The sequence below is a fragment of the Serratia montpellierensis genome, assembly GCF_020858655.1.
Lineage (GTDB): Bacteria > Pseudomonadota > Gammaproteobacteria > Enterobacterales > Enterobacteriaceae > Serratia > Serratia montpellierensis.
Genome location: NZ_VOSN01000021.1, coordinates 187,573 through 206,292 on the forward strand (window position 1 = coordinate 187,573; position 18,720 = coordinate 206,292).

Annotated in this window: 19 protein-coding genes; 12 read left to right on the forward strand and 7 right to left on the reverse strand. The window is 58.9% G+C overall.

Annotated elements, in window-relative coordinates:
- Nucleotides 1-64 precede the first annotated feature (64 nt).
- The 6 genes from rng to csrD form a co-directional block, all read right to left on the reverse strand.
- Nucleotides 65-1,534 (reverse strand): ribonuclease G, encoded by a 1,470-nt coding sequence (rng, locus tag FUU19_RS21550; protein WP_141972344.1) that lies wholly within the window; start codon nt 1,532-1,534, stop codon nt 65-67.
- Between the two features lie 38 nt (nt 1,535-1,572).
- Complete coding sequence (locus FUU19_RS21555) at nt 1,573-2,157, reverse strand: Maf family protein (RefSeq protein WP_004936921.1); 585 nt, start codon at nt 2,155-2,157, stop codon at nt 1,573-1,575.
- A 10-nt stretch (nt 2,158-2,167) separates the two neighbouring features.
- On the reverse strand, nt 2,168-2,656 hold the full coding sequence (gene mreD, locus FUU19_RS21560; protein WP_141972342.1) for a rod shape-determining protein MreD: 489 nt from the start codon (nt 2,654-2,656) through the stop codon (nt 2,168-2,170).
- Nucleotides 2,653-3,669 carry a rod shape-determining protein MreC gene (gene mreC / locus FUU19_RS21565; RefSeq protein WP_141972340.1) on the reverse strand — a complete coding sequence of 339 codons (1,017 nt, stop codon included), beginning with the start codon at nt 3,667-3,669 and terminating at the stop codon, nt 2,653-2,655. Before mreC ends, mreD begins: the two co-directional genes overlap by 4 nt.
- A gap of 94 nt (nt 3,670-3,763) precedes the next feature.
- Nucleotides 3,764-4,807 carry a rod shape-determining protein MreB gene (gene mreB / locus FUU19_RS21570; RefSeq protein ID WP_003855260.1) on the reverse strand — a complete coding sequence of 348 codons (1,044 nt, stop codon included), beginning with the start codon at nt 4,805-4,807 and terminating at the stop codon, nt 3,764-3,766.
- Nucleotides 4,808-5,220: 413 nt separating this feature from the next.
- A complete protein-coding gene (gene csrD / locus FUU19_RS21575) occupies nt 5,221-7,155 on the reverse strand; it encodes an RNase E specificity factor CsrD (RefSeq protein ID WP_141972338.1) in 1,935 nt (644 codons plus the stop codon).
- A gap of 204 nt (nt 7,156-7,359) precedes the next feature.
- Between csrD and acuI the strand changes: the two genes are divergently transcribed.
- The 11 genes from acuI (at nt 7,360) to fis (ending at nt 17,095) form a co-directional block, all read left to right on the forward strand.
- Nucleotides 7,360-8,337: an acrylyl-CoA reductase (NADPH) gene (acuI, locus tag FUU19_RS21580; protein ID WP_141972336.1), complete on the forward strand. Its 978-nt coding sequence runs from the start codon at nt 7,360-7,362 to the stop codon at nt 8,335-8,337.
- 156 nt (nt 8,338-8,493) lie between these two features.
- Nucleotides 8,494-9,495, forward strand: a complete 1,002-nt coding sequence (gene msrP / locus FUU19_RS21585) for a protein-methionine-sulfoxide reductase catalytic subunit MsrP (RefSeq protein WP_047729767.1) — start codon at nt 8,494-8,496, stop codon at nt 9,493-9,495.
- Nucleotides 9,496-10,095: a protein-methionine-sulfoxide reductase heme-binding subunit MsrQ gene (msrQ, locus tag FUU19_RS21590; RefSeq protein WP_004936895.1), complete on the forward strand. Its 600-nt coding sequence runs from the start codon at nt 9,496-9,498 to the stop codon at nt 10,093-10,095.
- Nucleotides 10,096-10,382: 287 nt separating this feature from the next.
- Nucleotides 10,383-10,835 carry a type II 3-dehydroquinate dehydratase gene (aroQ, locus tag FUU19_RS21595; RefSeq protein ID WP_004936891.1) on the forward strand — a complete coding sequence of 151 codons (453 nt, stop codon included), beginning with the start codon at nt 10,383-10,385 and terminating at the stop codon, nt 10,833-10,835.
- 32 nt (nt 10,836-10,867) lie between these two features.
- A complete protein-coding gene (accB, locus tag FUU19_RS21600) occupies nt 10,868-11,335 on the forward strand; it encodes an acetyl-CoA carboxylase biotin carboxyl carrier protein (RefSeq protein ID WP_141972332.1) in 468 nt (155 codons plus the stop codon).
- Between the two features lie 12 nt (nt 11,336-11,347).
- Entirely contained in the window at nt 11,348-12,697 is a 1,350-nt protein-coding gene (accC, locus tag FUU19_RS21605; RefSeq protein ID WP_019453177.1) for an acetyl-CoA carboxylase biotin carboxylase subunit, read from the forward strand.
- 151 nt (nt 12,698-12,848) lie between these two features.
- The gene (locus tag FUU19_RS21610) at nt 12,849-13,091 is read left to right on the forward strand and encodes a YhdT family protein (RefSeq protein WP_141972330.1); all 243 of its coding nucleotides are present in this window, start codon (nt 12,849-12,851) and stop codon (nt 13,089-13,091) included.
- Nucleotides 13,081-14,526, forward strand: coding sequence for a sodium/pantothenate symporter (gene panF, locus FUU19_RS21615; RefSeq protein ID WP_197767566.1), 1,446 nt, complete (start codon nt 13,081-13,083; stop codon nt 14,524-14,526). Before FUU19_RS21610 ends, panF begins: the two co-directional genes overlap by 11 nt.
- 11 nt (nt 14,527-14,537) lie before the next feature.
- The gene (gene prmA / locus FUU19_RS21620) at nt 14,538-15,419 is read left to right on the forward strand and encodes a 50S ribosomal protein L11 methyltransferase (RefSeq protein ID WP_016930246.1); all 882 of its coding nucleotides are present in this window, start codon (nt 14,538-14,540) and stop codon (nt 15,417-15,419) included.
- 393 nt (nt 15,420-15,812) lie between these two features.
- Nucleotides 15,813-16,817 carry a tRNA dihydrouridine synthase DusB gene (dusB, locus tag FUU19_RS21625; protein ID WP_025304426.1) on the forward strand — a complete coding sequence of 335 codons (1,005 nt, stop codon included), beginning with the start codon at nt 15,813-15,815 and terminating at the stop codon, nt 16,815-16,817.
- Nucleotides 16,799-17,095 carry a DNA-binding transcriptional regulator Fis gene (gene fis, locus FUU19_RS21630; protein WP_000462905.1) on the forward strand — a complete coding sequence of 99 codons (297 nt, stop codon included), beginning with the start codon at nt 16,799-16,801 and terminating at the stop codon, nt 17,093-17,095. Before dusB ends, fis begins: the two co-directional genes overlap by 19 nt.
- 127 nt (nt 17,096-17,222) lie before the next feature.
- Here the strand turns inward: fis and FUU19_RS21635 are convergent, their stop codons facing one another.
- On the reverse strand, nt 17,223-17,564 hold the full coding sequence (locus FUU19_RS21635) for a hypothetical protein (protein WP_016930249.1): 342 nt from the start codon (nt 17,562-17,564) through the stop codon (nt 17,223-17,225).
- Nucleotides 17,565-17,812: 248 nt separating this feature from the next.
- Here FUU19_RS21635 and lpxO point away from each other — a divergent pair, with 248 nt between their 5' ends.
- On the forward strand, nt 17,813-18,718 hold the full coding sequence (gene lpxO, locus FUU19_RS21640; RefSeq protein ID WP_197833727.1) for a lipid A hydroxylase LpxO: 906 nt from the start codon (nt 17,813-17,815) through the stop codon (nt 18,716-18,718).
- The last annotated feature ends 2 nt before the right edge of the window (nt 18,719-18,720 follow it).

Consider the following 18,720-nt stretch of genomic DNA (forward strand, 5'->3'; position numbering starts at 1 on the left):
TGGCAACGGGAATATCTATGCACTGACGGGCCCGGCGTGCGGGCCCCTACCGATGTCGGACGGGCTACATCATGACGACGTCGAACTGCTCCTGACTGTACAACGGTTCGATCTGCACCTTCACCTGTTTGCCGACGAAGATCTCCACTTCGGCCAGCGCATGCGACTCTTCGCTCTTCAGCGCTTCGCCGACCGCCGCCGAAGCGTACACCAGGAAGCGATCGGAATCGTAAGCATGGTGCACGCGCACAATCTCGCGCAGGATCTCGTAGCACACGGTTTCCACCGTTTTCACGGTGCCGCGCCCATTGCAAGTAGGACAATCGTGACAGAGCACATGTTCAATGCTTTCACGCGTTCGTTTACGCGTCATTTCAACTAAGCCTAGCTGAGAGAAGCCGTTGATCGTGGTTTTTACCCGATCTTTACTCAACGCCTGCTCCAGCGAGTGCAGCACCCGGCGACGATGCTCTTCGTTGTTCATATCGATAAAGTCGATGATGATGATGCCGCCCAGGTTGCGCAGCCGCAGCTGGCGCGCGATGGCCTGTGTCGCCTCGATGTTGGTATTGAAGATGGTTTCGTCGAGGTTGCGGTGGCCGACGAAGGCACCGGTGTTGATATCGACGGTGGTCATCGCCTCGGTCTGATCGATGATCAGATAACCGCCGGACTTCAGCTCCACCTTGCGCTCCAGCGCGCGCTGGATCTCGTTTTCCACATCGTACAGATCGAAAATCGGCTGGCTGCCGGTATAGAGCTCGAGCTTGTGGGTAATGTCCGGGATGTACTCGCCGGTAAACTCCACCAGCAGATCGTGCGTCAGCCGCGAATCGACGCGGATGCGATCCAGCGCCGCGCCGGCGAAATCGCGCAAGATGCGCTGCGCCAGCGCCAGCTCGCCGTACAGCTTGTATTTGGTCTGGTTGCGCTTCTTGCGCTCCATCACCTTGGTCCACAGGCGTTTGAGGAACGCAGCGTCCTGCGCCAGCTCTTCCTCGCCGATGCCTTCCGCCGCGGTGCGGATGATAAAGCCGCCCAGCTCGTCGCAGTGCGGCGCCACGATGGCTTTCAGGCGCTCGCGCTCAGCTTCGCTTTCAATACGCTGCGATACGCCGACGTGCGCCGCACCTGGCATGAAGACCAGATAGCGCGAAGGCAGCGTGATGTCGGTGGTCAGGCGCGCGCCCTTGGTGCCGAGCGGATCTTTCACCACCTGTACCATCAGGTCTTGCCCCTGGCGCACCAGCTCGGCGATGTCGCGCACGTGGAAGTTTTTCCGCTCGTCGCCGGCGACGCATTCGGTATGCGGCATGATGTCGGAGGCGTGCAGGAAGGCGGCCTTGTCCAGGCCGATGTCGACGAACGCCGCCTGCATCCCCGGCAGGACGCGGCTGACGCGCCCTTTATAGATATTGCCGACGATGCCGCGTTTGGATTCGCGTTCGATATGGATCTCTTGCAGAATGCCGCCATCGATATAGGCGACCCGCGTTTCAGACGGTGTGATATTAACCAGTAGCTCAGCTGTCATGCCTTCTCCTCAGAGCCGGTCGATAATGGCAGCGCCCATCAACCGGTTCTTACATCACGTAATGCGACAAAATTACTGAGCAGCTCATGTGTTTCGACCAGCGGCAGACCGACCACCGCGTGATAACTCCCGGTTATCGTTCTGACGAAACAACCACCCTTTCCTTGAATTCCATAGGCGCCCGCTTTATCCATCGGTTCGCCCGTAGCAATATAGTCGCGGATATCCTGTTGTGACAGGCTGCGGAACGTCACGTCGGTCACCACCAGCTGGCAGCGCACGTCGTGGCGATCGGCGATCGCCACCGCCGTCATCACCTGATGCTGTTTGCCCGACAGAGCCGCCAGCATGTCCGCCGCATGGGCTTCGTCGCGCGGCTTCTCCAGCACCCGACCGTTGAGCACCACGATGGTATCGGCGCCCAGCACCGGCCGATCTTCCTGCGCCAGCGCCACGCCCGCCTTGGCCTTGTCCTGCGCCAGGCGGCGCACATAGGCTTCGGCGGCTTCGCCTTCCCGGCGCTGCTCTTCGGTATGCGTCAGCAGAATGTCGAACGACACGCCCAATAGGGTCAACAGTTCACGTCGACGTGGGGAGCCGGAGGCCAGATAAAGCGAAGTCATTGAGATACCCTTACTGTACGGCGAACTGACGGCGGATTTTGCGCATCAACAGGAATAACCACGGCCACAAAATGCCGTTTACCACACTACTCCAGAATACCTCTGGGCGGAAAGAGACGTTGATCACTAAAAACTCAGCCCAGAACACCACCACGTCCATCGACAGCGACAGCAGCACGACGATCAGCGCCTGTTGCCACAGCGCCATATTGCGGAACAGTTGGAATTTGAATGCCACCAGGTAGGCGATAAGGCCCAGCGCCAGCGCGCGCACGCCCAGCGTGGAGCCGAGGATCAGATCCATGATCAACCCCAGCACGAAGCCGGTGCCGACGTTAACCCGGTGCGGCAAGGCCATCACCCAGTAGATCAGGATCAGCACCAGCCAGGAAGGGCGGAACATGTAGAGCTGTTCCGGCCACGGCATGATTTGCAGCACCAACGCCACCAGGAACGACAGCCAGATGATCCAGCGCCCATGGCTGCGGTAGCTGTTCATTGCACCACTCCCGCCGCGGCAGGCTGAGCAGATGGCGTAGCGCCGGCGGGTTGCGGCGCCACGCCGGTAGCCGGAGCCGGCAGCTGCGGCCCGACCGAACCGGCAGGCGGCAGCACCTGCGGCATCATCTGCATCAGGCGCTCATTGGCCACGCGGTGCACTTCGTCCGGCGGCAACGGCATGTCGCCGTTGCGATCGGCGCCCCACAGCAGCAGCAGGTAGCGCAAGCGCTGCAGACCGGCGGTCGGCCGCGCCTGAATCACGGTGTAAGCGCGCTGGTTGTCGACCTTGACCGAGGAGACCACCGCCACCGGATACCCTTCCGGGAAACGGCCGCCGAGGCCAGAGGTCACCAGCACGTCGCCAACGCGGATATCGGTATTGTTCGGCAGGTGTTCCAGCTGCAGATCGTCGGCGCAGCCGCTGCCTGCGGCAATCACCCGAATATCGTTGCGCAGCACCTGAATCGGCAGCGCGTGAGAAGCATCGCAGATCAGCAGCACGCGGCTGGTCATCTTCGCCACCGCCACCACCTGGCCAACCACGCCCTTGTCGCTGATCACCGGCTGGCCTTCATAGACGCCGTTGTCCGACCCTTTATCGATAACGACCTGATCGCTGTAGGGATCGGAACCGGTGGAGATGACCTGGGTGACCATCTTGTGTTCGTCCTGGCGCAGCGGGGAACCCAGCAGCTCGCGCAAGCGGGCGTTTTCCTGCTTGAATTGGCCAAGAAGAAGAATATCGCTGTTTTTCAGCAGCAGTTCCTGCCGCAGAGCGCGGTTTTCCAGCTCCAGCTGTTGGCGGGTGGCCAGCGTTTCTGACACGCTGTCCAAAACTTTACGCGGCCCGTTGGCCAGAAAATAGAAAGGGCTGACTGCGGTGTCCATGTAGTTACGTATCTTCACGAACGTGCCGAGCCGGCTGTCGGCAACGATCAGGCCAATGGCCGCGATCACCGCCAAAAAAAGTCGCAGTTGCAGGGAAGGCCCCCTGCTAAAAATCGGCTTCATAAATTATGCGAGTTCCTCGACAACAGAAAGAGGAACCGTACCCGATTTTCGCTGTGCGCATTCATCCGATACGATTCCTCCTTCCAGGGGCTGACTATTCTTCGCTGAACAAATCGCCGCCGTGCATGTCGATCATTTCCAACGCCTTGCCGCCGCCGCGCGCCACGCAGGTCAGCGGATCTTCCGCTACCACGACCGGGATGCCGGTTTCTTCCATCAGCAGGCGATCGAGGTTGCGCAGCAACGCGCCGCCGCCGGTCAAGACCATGCCGCGTTCGGAAATGTCAGAGGCCAATTCTGGCGGGCACTGTTCCAGCGCAACCATCACCGCGCTGACGATGCCGGTCAGCGGCTCTTGCAGGGCTTCGAGGATTTCATTGGAGTTCAGGGTAAAGCCGCGCGGTACGCCTTCAGCCAGGTTACGGCCGCGAACTTCGATTTCGCGCACTTCGTCGCCCGGATAGGCAGAACCGATTTCGTGCTTGATGCGCTCTGCCGTGGCTTCGCCGATCAGCGAGCCATAGTTGCGACGCACATAATTGATGATGGCTTCATCGAAGCGGTCACCGCCGATGCGCACGGAAGAGGAGTACACCACGCCGTTCAGCGAGATCACCGCCACTTCAGTGGTACCGCCACCGATATCCACCACCATGGAACCGGTCGCTTCGGAAACCGGCAACCCTGCGCCGATCGCCGCCGCCATCGGCTCTTCAATCAGGAACACTTCACGCGCGCCGGCCCCTTGGGCGGACTCGCGGATAGCGCGGCGTTCAACCTGGGTTGCGCCGACCGGCACACAGACCAGCACGCGCGGGCTTGGGCGCATAAAGCTGTTGCTGTGAACCTGTTTGATAAAGTGCTGCAGCATTTTTTCGGTCACGAAGAAATCGGCGATCACGCCGTCTTTCATCGGGCGAATAGCCGCGATGTTGCCGGGGGTGCGGCCCAGCATCTGTTTGGCGTCATGACCGACGGCCGCTACGCTCTTTGGGGAGCCGGCACGATCCTGGCGAATGGCAACCACCGAAGGTTCATTCAGTACGATGCCTTGCCCTTTAACATAAATCAGGGTATTGGCGGTACCCAAGTCGATGGACAAGTCGTTGGAAAACATGCCACGAAATTTCTTAAACATAACGAAAGGATAATCCTGCAAGCTGGGGGCGGAAAATAAAATCCGCCTACTTTACCAACCACACGAAGCAGCGACAAGGCGCAAAAACGTTCTACTTCGGTGAAAAATAGTCTGTATTGTTTCTGCTCGAATGCACGGAAATTGGATGAGGCCTGAATTCCCTGAACAAAGGCTCAGTTTACCACCCTGTCAACGCACGAAACGGCGTAACACAGCTCATAAAATCTAACATATTCCCTGATTGCCGTCGGTGGTAAGCGCCTACCAACGTCAACCAGATAAAGGCAGACAAGAGCCTATCTCAAATAGGCGTTGTTGTCGCAGGCAGTTTGGAAAAAACTCCAAAAAGACGGGTAACGTGGCCCATATGGATCCGGCGCTCATTCTACGTCAATTTTTGTCCGGCAATCAGCTTAAACACGATAACGACGTGAATATTTTTTACGCCCCACGTCGATCGGTTCCGGCGACGCGAAAAAGTCGCCCTGCCCGCCGTGGATCCCACGCTCTTTCAGCGTCTGCCACTCGTTGCGCGTGCGTACGCTGGCGGCGAACACCTGCGCGCGCGTGCCCGCGCAGGCGCCGGTCAGGCTCTGCACGAACAGCTGATTTTCGTCCCGCTTATCGATACTCCGCACCAGCCCCGGGTGAAGCTTGACGATCTCCACCTGCAACGACTTGATATAGGACGTACTGACCACGGTTAGCCCCGCTTTGGACACCGCAAGGCGGCAGCCCAGCCCTGATAATAATCTCAGCACCGGACGCAAACGGTCGATATGTTGACACACATCTGCCTCCGCAAGTTCAATCAGAATTCGTCGACGCTGACTTTTTTCGCACTGCAACAGCGTATCGCGCAGCCAGCGCTGGAAAGAACGCTGCAAAATAGAGTCGACGCACAGCGGAAACGCCAGCGTTTCCTCTGGCCATTGCGCCAGCAAGGGGATAATGCGGCTCACCTGTTGGCGATCGTAACTCTCCGCCAGCCCCAGCTGCTGCACCAGCGGCATATATTCCGCCGGCAGCAATTCCTGGGAGCCGTCATAGATCCGGCTCATGATCTCGCGGTGGTGTACCTCGCCTTCCACGGTCACCGCCGGTTTCTGATACAGCCGCGGGCCGCCGCGCGCCAGTACCTGTTCCAGCAACGTGCGCCACTTGACGCTGCCGCGCCCCTTTTCCGGTACCTGGCTGTCGTACACGTACCAACCGTTTTCGCCCTGGAGCGTGGCGTGGCGCGTCGCCTGCTCCGCGTAATCGATCACCTGCTCCGTGGTTTGGCCGCTGCGGTACGCCACGATGCCGATATGCAGAAAGGCCTCACGATCGATCAGCGCCGTGGAAGGCAAGGCATCGATGGCGTTGACCAGCTGTGAAGCGATACCGTCGGCCTCCTTCAGGGTTCGATGCGGCAACAACACGGTAAAATCGCTGTGGAAATAGCGCGCCAGCAGCGCCGACGGGTAGCGCATCACGAAGGTAGACAGCAGGTTGACCAGCGAATACATCAGTTCCTGCACCGCTACGCTACCGTGCGTGTCGCGCAGAGTCTCGAAATCGGGTAGCCGCACCATCATCACGATGCCGTGCGAGCCTTCTTCTTCCAGCTGAGTGGTCAATTGGTTATCGAAGAACAGGCGATTATTCAGCCCGGTTTTGGCGTCCTGTGCAGCGAAGGCGCGGATCAGCGTATCGACCCGGCTGCGCTCTTCCCGCGCTTCCGCCAGATCGGCCAGCAGCCGGTCGAGCGCGCCGCTGACGTTGGCCGGCCATTCACGCACGTCGCCCTGCATGACGTTTTCACGTTCTCCGTTCAAAATGCGCCGCGCGCGGCGTTCCAGGCGATCCTCGCCGTCGGCCTGTTCACGCAGCCAGCGCAGGCTGAACAGTAAAATCACCACCATGACGACGATCGACAGCGTGACGGCGGCGGTGGATTGCAACGTGCGCACGTCGCTGGCGAAGGGATCGAGATAGGTGATGTACAGCGTACTGCCCGGGTGCTGCAGCAACGGCCGCGAGACCTGACGATAGCCGTTCAGCGCATCCCAGGGCTCTTTTTTCAGCGTCGGTAACTTATAGTTGAGAAACTGACTGCTGCCGGCCTCTACGCGGATCGACACAATGCCGAGCGGGCGCATGACGATCGGCAACCATTTTTCCTGATCGCGCGGCGATTCGTGCAACATGCCCTGATCGAGAGAGGTAACCAGCGAATCAAAGCGACGCTCCTGGCGATCCTGGGTAACGTAAAAGAAGCTGTATGAGCATCCCATCAGCATCAAAAACATCGCCAGCGCGACCAACAGAGTGATCAATGCAGAGAGTTTGGTGGTAAATCGCATCCCTGTGCCTTGTCCGCTATGGTTAAGTGAGTGTTCACCCTTTAGTTAATAGGGGCCGTCCAACCCTAACAAGCCTTGCTGAGGAATTAAACCTGCAAGCGCCGTTTTTGTCCTTTATCAGGACTTGGGTCGCTTATTATGCATATAGTCAAATAAATGTGATTCAGCCATTGATAGAAAAGTGTAAACAAGAGGAAGAGTGACATGCGTGCACTGTTATTGGAACAACAAGACGACCAAACTCTGGCTCATATCAAAGATATCGGCAGCGATCGGTTGCCGGAAGGTGATGTCACCGTCGACATCAACTGGTCCAGCCTAAATTATAAAGATGCGCTGGCGATCACCGGCAAAGGCAAAATCGTGCGCAACTTCCCGATGGTGCCGGGCATCGACTTCGCCGGCACCGTGCGCCACAGCCGCGACGATCGCTTCAAAGAAGGGCAAAGCGTGGTGCTCACCGGCTGGGGCGTGGGTGAACACCACTGGGGCGGCCTGGCCGAGCAGGCGCGCGTCTGCGGCGAATGGCTGGTGCCGCTGCCGAACGGCCTGGATGAGCGCAAGGCGATGATCATCGGCACCGCCGGCTTTACCGCCATGCTGTGCGTGATGGCGCTGGAGGAAGGCGGCGTGCACCCGGACGACGGCGATATCCTGGTCACCGGCGCCAGCGGCGGCGTAGGCAGCACCGCCATCGCCCTGCTGGCGGCGCTGGGTTACCGGGTGACCGCCATCAGCGGCCGCGACAGCAATACCGAGTACCTGAAAGCGCTCGGCGCCAAAGAGGTCATGTCGCGCGATGGCTATATCGACACGCCGCGTCCGCTGGAGAAACAGCTGTGGGCCGGTGCGGTGGACACCGTCGGCGACAAACTGCTGGCGCGGGTGCTGGCGCAGATGAACTATAACGGCACCGTCGCCGCCTGCGGCCTGGCGGGCGGTTATCAGCTGCCGACCACCGTGATGCCGTTCATTCTGCGTAATGTGCGCCTGCAGGGTGTAGATTCGGTACATACGCCGCTGCACCGCCGCCAAACCGCCTGGGAACGGCTGGCCGGTATTCTGCCGGACAGCTTCTATCAGCAGGCCACGCATGAAATCAGCCTCGAGCAGGCGCCGGCCACCGCCGCCGCGCTGCTGAACAACCAAATCACCGGCCGCACTCTGGTGAAAATCCGCTGATCTTTTCCCCCCGGCAACGGGGGGTTCGCCCGCTTCTGCGAAATTTCATATTTTCCCGCGCCCCCTCGCTTCCGGCCGGCTTTAGCGCCATGCTTATTTCATGAAGACCCGTCAGCCGCTCGCGGACGGCGGAAATCCGTCGCGGAGAACATAAGTATGAACAAACACCCGAAATTGACCGAGGCCGATGTCACGCCGGAGAGCGTGTTCCACCAGCGGCGCAAAGTGCTACAGGCGCTCGGCATCACCGCCGCTACGCTGGCGCTGCCTACCGGCGCACGGGCGGACCTGCTGTCGTGGTTCAAAGGTAACGATCGCCCCAAGGCACCACCGGGCAAAGCGCTGGAATTCAGCAAACCGGCCGCCTGGCAGGCGCAGCTGGCAATGACGCCGGAAGACAAGGTCACCGGCTACAACAACTTCTATGAATTCGGCCTCGACAAAGCCGATCCGGCCGCCAACGCCGGCGGGCTCAAGACCGAAGGTTGGAAAGTGCGCATCGACGGCGAAGTGGCGAAGCCGATAACGCTGGACATCGACGATCTGATGAAGCGTTTCCCGCTGGAACAGCGCATTTACCGCATGCGCTGTGTCGAGGCCTGGTCGATGGTGGTGCCGTGGATCGGTTTCGAACTGGGCAAGCTGCTCAAGCTGGCCGAACCGAACAGTAACGCGCGCTACGTGGCCTTCCAGACGCTGTACGATCCGGAGCAGATGCCCGGCCAGAAAGATCGCTTTATCGGCGGTGGCCTGAAATATCCCTACGTCGAAGGGCTGAGGCTGGACGAGGCGATGCATCCGCTGGCGCTGCTGACCGTCGGCGTGTACGGCAAAACCCTGCCGCCGCAAAACGGCGCGCCGCTGCGGCTGATCACGCCGTGGAAATACGGCTTTAAAGGCATCAAATCGATCGTGCATATCCGTTTGGTACGCGATCAACCGCCGACCACCTGGAACCAATCCGCGCCGAACGAGTACGGCTTTTACGCCAACGTGAATCCGCACGTCGATCATCCGCGCTGGTCGCAGGCCACCGAGCGCTTCATCGGCTCCGGCGGCATTCTCGACGTCAAACGCCAGCCGACGCTGCTGTTCAACGGCTATGCCGATCAGGTAGCGTCGCTGTATCGTGGCATGGATCTGCGGGAGAATTTCTAAGTGCGCCTGACGCCTGTTCATATCAAATGGCTGAAAGCCGCCCTGCATCTGGCGGCATTTTTGCCCTTTCTGTGGTTGGTGCTGGCGGTGGATCAAGGCTGGTTCAGCGCCGATCCGTCTAAGGACATCCAACATTTTACCGGCAGGATGACGCTGAAACTGCTGCTGGCCACGCTGATGATCGCCCCGCTGGCGCGCTACGCCCGCCAGCCGCTGCTGATCCGCTGCCGCCGTCTGGTGGGGCTGTGGTGCTTTGCCTGGGGCACGCTGCACCTGATAAGCTACTCCACGCTGGAGCTGGGGCTGAGCAACCTCGGCCTGCTGGGCAGCGAGCTGGTGAACCGACCTTACCTGACGCTCGGCATCCTCACCTGGCTGATCCTGCTGGCGCTGGCGGCCACCTCAACGCTGTGGGCGATGCGCAAACTGGGCGCCAAATGGCAAACGTTGCACAACTTCGTCTATCTGGCGGCGATCCTCGCCCCCATCCACTACCTGTGGTCGGTCAAAACGTTTTCCCCCCAGCCGTTCATTTACGCGCTGCTGGCGGTGGCGCTGTTGGGCCTGCGTTACAAGAAATTCCGCGCCTGGTGGCGCTGAATCACGCAGCGGCGCGCGTTATTGTCGTTGAAAAACACGCGCCGCCCGCCGGAACTTTTTCTGTGTTCCAGCGCTCATATTCCTGTCACGGATCCCCGAGTTCGTCGATTTGGGGTTGAATATCTTCGCTGATAAGACCAGTATTTAGCTGCGAATTGCTACGATATCGTTATAATGCCCGACCTTGTTTCTGTTCTCAGGGTGAATTTGCCCCTTAACAGGTGACAAATCGATAACATCGGGTTATTTTCTACGATGATGGTTTTATTGCCGGAGATACCAGCACAATGGCGGATAAGTTTCACATTTTGCTTCTGAACGGCCCCAATCTCAATCTGCTGGGGACGCGTGAGCCGGAGAAGTACGGCAGCACGACGCTGACAGAGATTGTTAACGGATTGGAAAACCAGGCATCCGCATTGGATATTACCCTGAGCCATCTGCAGTCCAACGCCGAGCATCAGCTGATCGATCGCATCCATCAGGCGCGCGGCAATACCGATTTCATTCTGATAAATCCGGCGGCGTTCACGCATACCAGCGTGGCGCTGCGCGATGCGTTGCTGGCGGTGCAGATCCCGTTCATCGAGATCCACCTGTCCAACGTGCACGCCCGCGAACCTTTCCGCCATCACTCTTATCTCTCAGACGTAGCGGTAGGCGTGATTTGCGGCCTCGGCGCGGATGGCTACGCTTTCGCTTTACAGGCAGCGGTTAACCGTCTGTCAAAAACCCACTAATTGCTCCACAAAAAGAGTACGGAATCACACTCATGGATATTCGTAAAATCAAGAAACTGATCGAACTGGTTGAAGAATCAGGCATTTCTGAACTGGAAATCTCTGAAGGCGAAGAATCGGTTCGCATCAGCCGTGCCGCACCGGCGCAGGCTTATCCCGTCATGCAGCAGGCCTACGCGATGCCGGCACAGCAGCAGCCAGCCCTGGCTACCGCCGTTGCCACCGCACCTGCGGCAGAAACCCCTGCGGCACCGGCGGCCATGAGTGGCCACGTCGTTCGTTCGCCAATGGTCGGCACCTTCTACCGCACCCCAAGCCCGGACGCGAAATCCTTCGTGGAAGTGGGCCAAAAAGTGAACGCCGGCGATACCCTGTGCATTGTTGAAGCCATGAAAATGATGAACCAGATCGAAGCGGACAAGTCCGGCGTCGTGAAAGCCATCCTGGTGGAAAACGGCCAGCCGGTCGAATATGACGAGCCGCTGGTCGTCATCGAATAACGAGGCGCCCCCATGCTTGATAAAATTGTTATCGCCAACCGCGGCGAGATCGCGCTTCGCATCCTGCGTGCCTGTAAAGAACTGGGCATCAAGACTGTTGCGGTTCACTCCGCAGCCGACCGCGATCTGAAACACGTACTGCTGGCCGACGAGACCGTCTGCATCGGTCCTGCGCCATCGGTAAAAAGCTACCTGAACATCCCGGCCATCATCTCTGCGGCGGAAATCACCGGCGCGGTGGCGATCCACCCGGGCTACGGCTTCCTGTCCGAGAACGCCGACTTCGCCGAGCAGGTTGAACGCTCCGGTTTCATCTTCATCGGCCCGAGAGCCGAAACCATCCGCCTGATGGGCGACAAGGTTTCCGCGATCAACGCCATGAAAAAAGCCGGCGTGCCTTGCGTACCGGGCTCCGACGGCCCGCTGACCGACGACATGGATAAAAACCGTGCCTTCGCCAAGCGCATCGGTTATCCGGTGATCATCAAGGCGTCCGGCGGCGGCGGCGGTCGCGGCATGCGCGTCGTGCGCAGCGACAAAGACCTTGAGCAGTCCATCAACATGACGAAAGCGGAAGCCAAAGCGGCTTTCAACAACGACATGGTGTACATGGAAAAATACCTGGAGAATCCGCGCCACATCGAGATTCAGGTATTGGCCGACGGCCAGGGCAACGCCATCTATCTGGCCGAGCGCGACTGCTCCATGCAGCGCCGCCACCAGAAAGTGGTCGAAGAAGCGCCGGCACCGGGCATCACCAGCGAAATGCGCCGTTACATCGGCGAGCGCTGCTCGAAAGCCTGCGTGGAAATCGGCTACCGCGGCGCGGGCACCTTCGAGTTCCTGTATGAAAACGGCGAGTTCTATTTCATCGAAATGAACACCCGTATTCAGGTAGAGCACCCGGTTACCGAAATGATCACCGGCGTGGACCTGATCAAAGAGCAGCTGCGCATCGCTGCCGGTCAGCCACTGTCGATCAAACAGGAAGAAGTGAAGATCCACGGCCACGCGGTAGAATGCCGTATCAACGCCGAAGATCCGAACACCTTCCTGCCGAGCCCGGGCAAGATTACCCGCTTCCACGCGCCAGGCGGTTTCGGCGTGCGTTGGGAATCTCATATCTACGCCGGTTATACCGTACCGCCGTACTATGACTCCATGATCGGCAAACTGATCACCTTCGGCGAAAACCGTGACGTGGCGATTGCCCGCATGAAAAACGCCCTGGCTGAACTGATCATCGACGGCATCAAAACCAACGTTGAGCTGCAGCAGAAGATCATGAACGACGAAAACTTCCAGCACGGTGGCACCAACATCCACTATCTGGAGAAGAAGCTGGGCCTGCAGGAAACCTAAGCAGGCATGCAGCATCGTCTGACGAAAGGCCGGTTAATCACCGGCCTTTTTCTTTGGCGCTGCCGCCAGTAACGGCTTGGCAAAACGCCGTCATGCCGTAAAATTCCCTACCTTTGATGAATCCATCACCGTAAACCTATGGGAGACACGGATGGACAAACGCTTTATTCAGGCGCACCGCGAAGCGCGTTGGGCGCTGGGGCTGACGCTGCTCTACCTGCTGGCCTGGGGGCTGGCGGCCTACCTGCCCGACAGCGCTATCGGCGTCACCGGCCTGCCGCACTGGTTCGAAATGGCCTGCCTGCTGGTGCCGCTGCTGTTCATCGGCCTGTGCTGGCTGATGGTGCGCACGGTGTTCCGCGACATTTCGCTGGAGGACCGCAATGCAAACTGAAGTGATCCTGCCGCTGGTCGCCTACCTGTTGCTGGTATTCGGCCTGTCGGTGTACGCCTACAGCCGCCGCCAGAGCGGGAATTTCCTCAGCGAATACTTCCTCGGCAACCGCTCGATGGGCGGCTTTGTGCTGGCGATGACCCTGACCGCCACCTACATCAGCGCCAGTTCGTTTATAGGCGGCCCCGGCGCCGCCTATAAATACGGCCTGGGCTGGGTGCTGTTGGCGATGATCCAACTGCCGGCGGTATGGCTGTCGCTCGGCGTGCTGGGCAAGAAATTCGCCATCCTGGCGCGGCGCTACAACGCCATCACCCTCAATGACATGCTGTATGGCCGCTACCAAAGCCGCCTGCTGGTGTGGCTGGCCAGCCTCAGCCTGCTGGTGGCGTTTCTCGGCGCCATGACGGTGCAGTTTATCGGCGGCGCCCGCCTGCTGGAGACCGCCGCCGGCATTCCCTACGACACCGGCCTGCTGATCTTCGGCATCAGCATCGCGCTGTACACCGCCTTCGGCGGCTTCCGCGCCAGCGTGCTGAACGACGCCATGCAGGGGCTGGTGATGCTGCTCGGCACCGTGCTGCTGCTGGTGGCGGTGATCCACGCCGCCGGCGGACTGGACAGCGCGGTGAACAAGCTGCAGCAGATCGATCCGGCGCTGGTGTCGCCGCAAGGCGGCGATCAGATCCTCAGCCTGCCGTTTATGGCGTCGTTCTGGATCCTGGTGTGCTTCGGGGTGATCGGCCTGCCGCACACCGCCGTGCGCTGTATCTCCTACAAGGACAGCAAGGCGGTGCATCGCGGCATTCTGCTCGGCACCGTGGTGGTGGCGGTGCTGATGTTCGGCATGCACCTGGCCGGCGCGCTCGGCCGCGCGGTGTTGCCGGATCTCAAGATCCCCGATCAGGTGATCCCGACGCTGATGATCACCGTGCTGCCGCCGTACGCCGCCGGGATCTTTTTGGCGGCGCCGATGGCGGCGATCATGTCAACCATCAACGCTCAACTGTTGCAATCCTCCGCCACCATCATCAAGGATCTCTACCTTGGCGTGCGGCCGCAGCAGATCCACAACGAGCGGTTGATCAAGCGCTTCTCCAGCCTGACCACGCTGGTCCTCGGCCTGCTGGTGCTGTTGGCGGCCTGGCGGCCGCCGGAGATGATCATCTGGCTCAACCTGCTGGCTTTCGGCGGGCTGGAGGCGGTGTTCCTGTGGCCGTTGGTGCTGGGCCTGTATTGGGAACGCGCCAATGCTCAGGGAGCGCTTAGCTCAATGGTGTCGGGTGCGGTATGCTATACGCTATTGGCCAGCTTCAACCTGCAGCCGGCGGGGCTGCACCCTATCGTGCCTTCGCTGTTGCTCAGTCTGTTGGCGTTTTATCTCGGTAACGTCGTCGGCGAAAAGCGCCGGGCGGCGTCATCATTACCCTCTTGAAGAGAATTGCTATGCCTTGGATCCAACTCAAACTGAACACCACCGGCAGCCAGGCGGAAGACCTGAGCGACGCGCTGGTGGAAAGCGGCGCCGTGTCGGTGACCTTCCAGGACACCCACGACAACCCGGTGTTCGAACCGCTGCCGGGTGAAACCCTGCTGTGGGGCGATACCGACGTGATCGGCCTGTACGACGCGGAAACCGATATGGCCGAGGTGGTGGCGATGCTGGAACAGCACCCGCTGCTGGGCGCCGGTTTCCGTCACAAGATAGAACAGCTGGAAGACAAGGACTGGGAGCGCGAATGGATGGACAACTTCCACCCGATGCGTTTCGGCGAGCGCTTGTGGATCTGCCCGAGCTGGCGTGACGTACCCGATCCTGACGCGGTCAACGTGATGCTCGATCCGGGCCTGGCGTTCGGCACCGGCACCCACCCGACCACCGCGCTGTGTCTGCAGTGGCTGGACGGCCTCGATCTGGCCGGCAAAACCGTCATCGACTTCGGCTGCGGTTCCGGCATCCTGGCGATCGCCGCGCTGAAGCTGGGTGCGGCGCGCGCTATCGGCATCGACATCGATCCCCAGGCCATTCAGGCCAGCCGCGACAACGCACAGCGTAACGGCGTTTCAGAGCGTCTGGAGCTGTATCTGCCGAAAGACCAGCCGGCGGACCTGCTGGCGGACGTGGTGGTCGCCAACATCCTCGCCGGCCCGCTGCGCGAGCTGGCGCCGTTGATCGGTTGCCTGCCGAAGGCCGGTGGTCATCTGGGGCTGTCCGGCGTGCTGGCCAGCCAGGCAAGCAGCGTAGCGGAAGCCTACGAAGAGAAGTTCACGCTCGACCCGGTCGCCGAGCGTGAAGAGTGGTGCCGCATCACCGGCCGCCGCAAGTAAGCGTCACGGTATATTGCTCCCTCATCCACCGGCCCTGCGCCGGTGGATTTTTTTTGCCTGGCGATAGGCCTGCGGGCGAGACAAAATTTTATGCAATTTTTCGCCGTTCAACGACGGATCGCCCTGAAAATGCACCTTCCAGGCAGGCTATACCGGCAAAAAACGCGGGCGAATGCAGATAATATCCTGCACAAAGGCGAATATTTTTCCGCACACAAAATAAGCACTTTTCGTCAACTTATTGTAAAATATATATAATATTTTTATGAATCACTGCGTAGCGCATTTTTCGTCCTAATATCGGGCCAATTGGTTAAAGTTTGGCCTTTCATCTCGACGCAAAAATGCGTAATATACGCGCCCTTGCGGACACAGTATGGTCACTCTTTGTCTATGCGCATTGGACACCACCAGCTTACTAATTGCCTGATTGCGGCCCCGATGGCCGGTATTACAGATCGCCCGTTCAGAACCCTCTGTCATGCAATGGGTGCTGGGATGGCTGTATCCGAAATGCTCTCCTCCAACCCGGAGGTGTGGCGGACGGATAAGTCGCGTCTGCGTATGGTGCATAGCGATGAACCAGGGATCCGCTCCGTGCAGATTGCCGGATGCGATCCTGATGATATGGCCGCTGCCGCGCGTATCAACGTGGCCAGCGGCGCGCAGATCATCGACATCAATATGGGATGCCCGGCCAAAAAAGTGAACCGGAAGCTTGCCGGGTCCGCTTTGTTGCAGTACCCGGATCTGGTTAAACGGATCCTCCACGCGGTGGTTGACGCGGTGGATGTGCCGGTAACGCTGAAGATTCGCACCGGCTGGGCGCCAGAGCATCGTAACTGTGTAGAGATTGCCCAACTGGCCGAAGACTGTGGTATTCAGGCCCTGACGATTCACGGCCGAACCCGCGCCTGTCTGTTTAACGGCAACGCGGAATACGACAGCATTCGGGCAGTTAAGCAGAGTGTTTCCATTCCGATTATCGCGAATGGGGATATTACTGACCCGCATAAAGCCAGAGCAGTGCTCGACTACACCGGGGCCGATGCCCTGATGATAGGCCGCGCTGCTCAGGGGAGACCCTGGATCTTCCGGGAAATCCAGCATTATCTGGACACTGGGGAGTTGCTGCCGCCGCTGCCGCTTGGCGAGGTGAAGCGCTTGTTGATTGGGCACATTCGGGAATTGCACGGCTTCTATGGCCAAGGCAAGGGATTCCGGATTGCTCGTAAGCACGTGTCCTGGTATCTCCAGGAGCACGCTCCGAATGACCAGTTTCGGCGCACATTCAACGCCATAGAGGATGCCAGCGAACAGCTGGAGGCGTTGGAGGCATATTTCGAAAATCTTAGCGTAAAAAAAGAGCTGACAGAACTATGTTCGAACAACGCGTAAATTCTGACGTACTGACCGTTTCTACCGTTAACTCACAAGATCAGGTGACTCAAAAGCCTCTGCGTGACTCGGTTAAACAAGCACTGAAGAACTATTTTGCTCAACTGAACGGTCAAGACGTAAATGACCTGTATGAGCTGGTACTGGCTGAAGTTGAACAGCCACTGTTGGACATGGTGATGCAATACACCCGTGGCAACCAGACCCGCGCAGCCCTGATGATGGGCATCAACCGCGGCACGCTGCGCAAGAAGCTGAAAAAATACGGCATGAACTGATACTAGTCAGTTAACGTGTTGAAAAGGCGCTTTATCTCATTTGATAAGCGCCTTTTTCTTTTGGGGCCGGCCCGGTTTGCGGGCAATAAAAAAGGCCGCAGCGCGGCCCTTGGGTAAAGCGGAGACCTTATTCGGTCGCTTTGTTCTTGAGGCTTTCCGCCCCTTGCTTGGTCTTATCCCAAGCCTTCTCCGTACCCTGTTTGGTGGAGTGCCAGGCTTTTTGCGAGCCTTCGCTCACTTTGCTGCCGACACTGTCGCTCTTGCCTTCGGCGGCGTGCTTGGCTTTCAGCTTCAGCTCTTCACCCTTGTCCTGAGACTGGTGCAGCTTTTCTTTGGCGGTATCCGCCCCTTTGTGCGCTTCGGCAACGACCTCGTTGCTGGCGTGAGCGGCGGTGTCGGTCGCGGTCTCAGCGGCAAACACCGGGGAAGCGAGCAGCAGTGCAGACAAGGCAATGATTGATTTCTTCATAAGTCCCTCTTTTCTCAGATACGTGCCATTCGTCATGAAACAAGATGGCATAAAAAACCCCTCGAACGATTTAAGAATAGGACTAAAACCAAAAAAATCGATATAAAATTTTATTACCAATCGTTTTATTGTTTTTTTATGCCACCAAGCCTCATCCAATGGGAAAGCGCACGAAAACGTTAAATTTTTTCTGTCACAGAACTATAATTTTTACGAATTTTTAATAATCAGTAACAGGGATGGATTCTATGGTTGCCGCGATCATTATCGGCATTTTCATCGTCAGCTTCCTCTACGCACACTCCCGCGGCAAAGAGAAACAAAAGGTTACCCGCCAACTGTTCGATCACTCCACCTTTATGGGGCCGATCAACATGTTTATGACCGGTTTCTCCCGTTTGCCCGCCAAACAGCCCTATTTCGACGAAAAAGGCTTCCCGGAGCTGCAGACGCTGACCGACAACTGGCAGGTGATCCGCGAAGAAGCGGTGCGCCTGCAGGATCACATCAAAAAGGCGCAGTCGCACAACGATGCCGGCTTCAACACCTTCTTCAAACGCGGCTGGAAACGTTTCTATCTGAAATGGTACAGCGACAGTCACCCTTCGGCGCAGACGCTGTGCCCGCAAACCGTCGAGCTGCTCAACCGCATCCCGTCGGTCAAGGCGGCGATGTTCGCCGAGCTGCCGCCCGGCAGCCATTTGGGTAAACACCGCGACCCTTACGCCGGCTCGGTGCGCTATCACCTGGGGCTGATGACGCCCAACGACGATCGCTGCTTCATCGAAGTGGATGGCGAACAGCACAGCTGGCGTGACGGCGAGGCGGTGATCTTCGACGAAACCTACGTGCACTGGGCACAGAACGACACCGACCAGACGCGCATCATTCTATTTTGCGACGTCGAGCGGCCGATGAAGTGGCGCTGGGCGCAGGCGGTCAACCACTGGGTCGGCTCTACGCTGATGTCTGCGGCCAGCTCGCCGAACGACGACCAGGACCGCACCGGCGGCATCAACCGCATTTTCAAATACGTCAACGCGGTGCGCGATGCCGGTCAGCGCCTGAAAGCACGCAACCGCCGCGGTTACTACCTGCTGAAATGGCTGGCGATCGCTGCAATCTTCGCCGCGATTATCATTCCCAGCCTATAAAA

Coding starts and splice junctions, on each gene's coding strand:
- dusB (WP_025304426.1), top strand. CDS start 15,813: ATGCGCATTGGACACCACCAGCTTACTAATTGCCTGATTGCGGCCCCG.
- accC (WP_019453177.1), top strand. CDS start 11,348: ATGCTTGATAAAATTGTTATCGCCAACCGCGGCGAGATCGCGCTTCGC.
- FUU19_RS21635 (WP_016930249.1), bottom strand. CDS start 17,564: ATGAAGAAATCAATCATTGCCTTGTCTGCACTGCTGCTCGCTTCCCCG.
- mreC (WP_141972340.1), bottom strand. CDS start 3,669: ATGAAGCCGATTTTTAGCAGGGGGCCTTCCCTGCAACTGCGACTTTTT.
- aroQ (WP_004936891.1), top strand. CDS start 10,383: ATGGCGGATAAGTTTCACATTTTGCTTCTGAACGGCCCCAATCTCAAT.
- mreB (WP_003855260.1), bottom strand. CDS start 4,807: ATGTTTAAGAAATTTCGTGGCATGTTTTCCAACGACTTGTCCATCGAC.
- acuI (WP_141972336.1), top strand. CDS start 7,360: ATGCGTGCACTGTTATTGGAACAACAAGACGACCAAACTCTGGCTCAT.
- csrD (WP_141972338.1), bottom strand. CDS start 7,155: ATGCGATTTACCACCAAACTCTCTGCATTGATCACTCTGTTGGTCGCG.
- lpxO (WP_197833727.1), top strand. CDS start 17,813: ATGGTTGCCGCGATCATTATCGGCATTTTCATCGTCAGCTTCCTCTAC.
- accB (WP_141972332.1), top strand. CDS start 10,868: ATGGATATTCGTAAAATCAAGAAACTGATCGAACTGGTTGAAGAATCA.
- msrP (WP_047729767.1), top strand. CDS start 8,494: ATGAACAAACACCCGAAATTGACCGAGGCCGATGTCACGCCGGAGAGC.
- rng (WP_141972344.1), bottom strand. CDS start 1,534: ATGACAGCTGAGCTACTGGTTAATATCACACCGTCTGAAACGCGGGTC.
- fis (WP_000462905.1), top strand. CDS start 16,799: ATGTTCGAACAACGCGTAAATTCTGACGTACTGACCGTTTCTACCGTT.
- FUU19_RS21555 (WP_004936921.1), bottom strand. CDS start 2,157: ATGACTTCGCTTTATCTGGCCTCCGGCTCCCCACGTCGACGTGAACTG.
- FUU19_RS21610 (WP_141972330.1), top strand. CDS start 12,849: ATGGACAAACGCTTTATTCAGGCGCACCGCGAAGCGCGTTGGGCGCTG.
- panF (WP_197767566.1), top strand. CDS start 13,081: ATGCAAACTGAAGTGATCCTGCCGCTGGTCGCCTACCTGTTGCTGGTA.
- prmA (WP_016930246.1), top strand. CDS start 14,538: ATGCCTTGGATCCAACTCAAACTGAACACCACCGGCAGCCAGGCGGAA.
- mreD (WP_141972342.1), bottom strand. CDS start 2,656: ATGAACAGCTACCGCAGCCATGGGCGCTGGATCATCTGGCTGTCGTTC.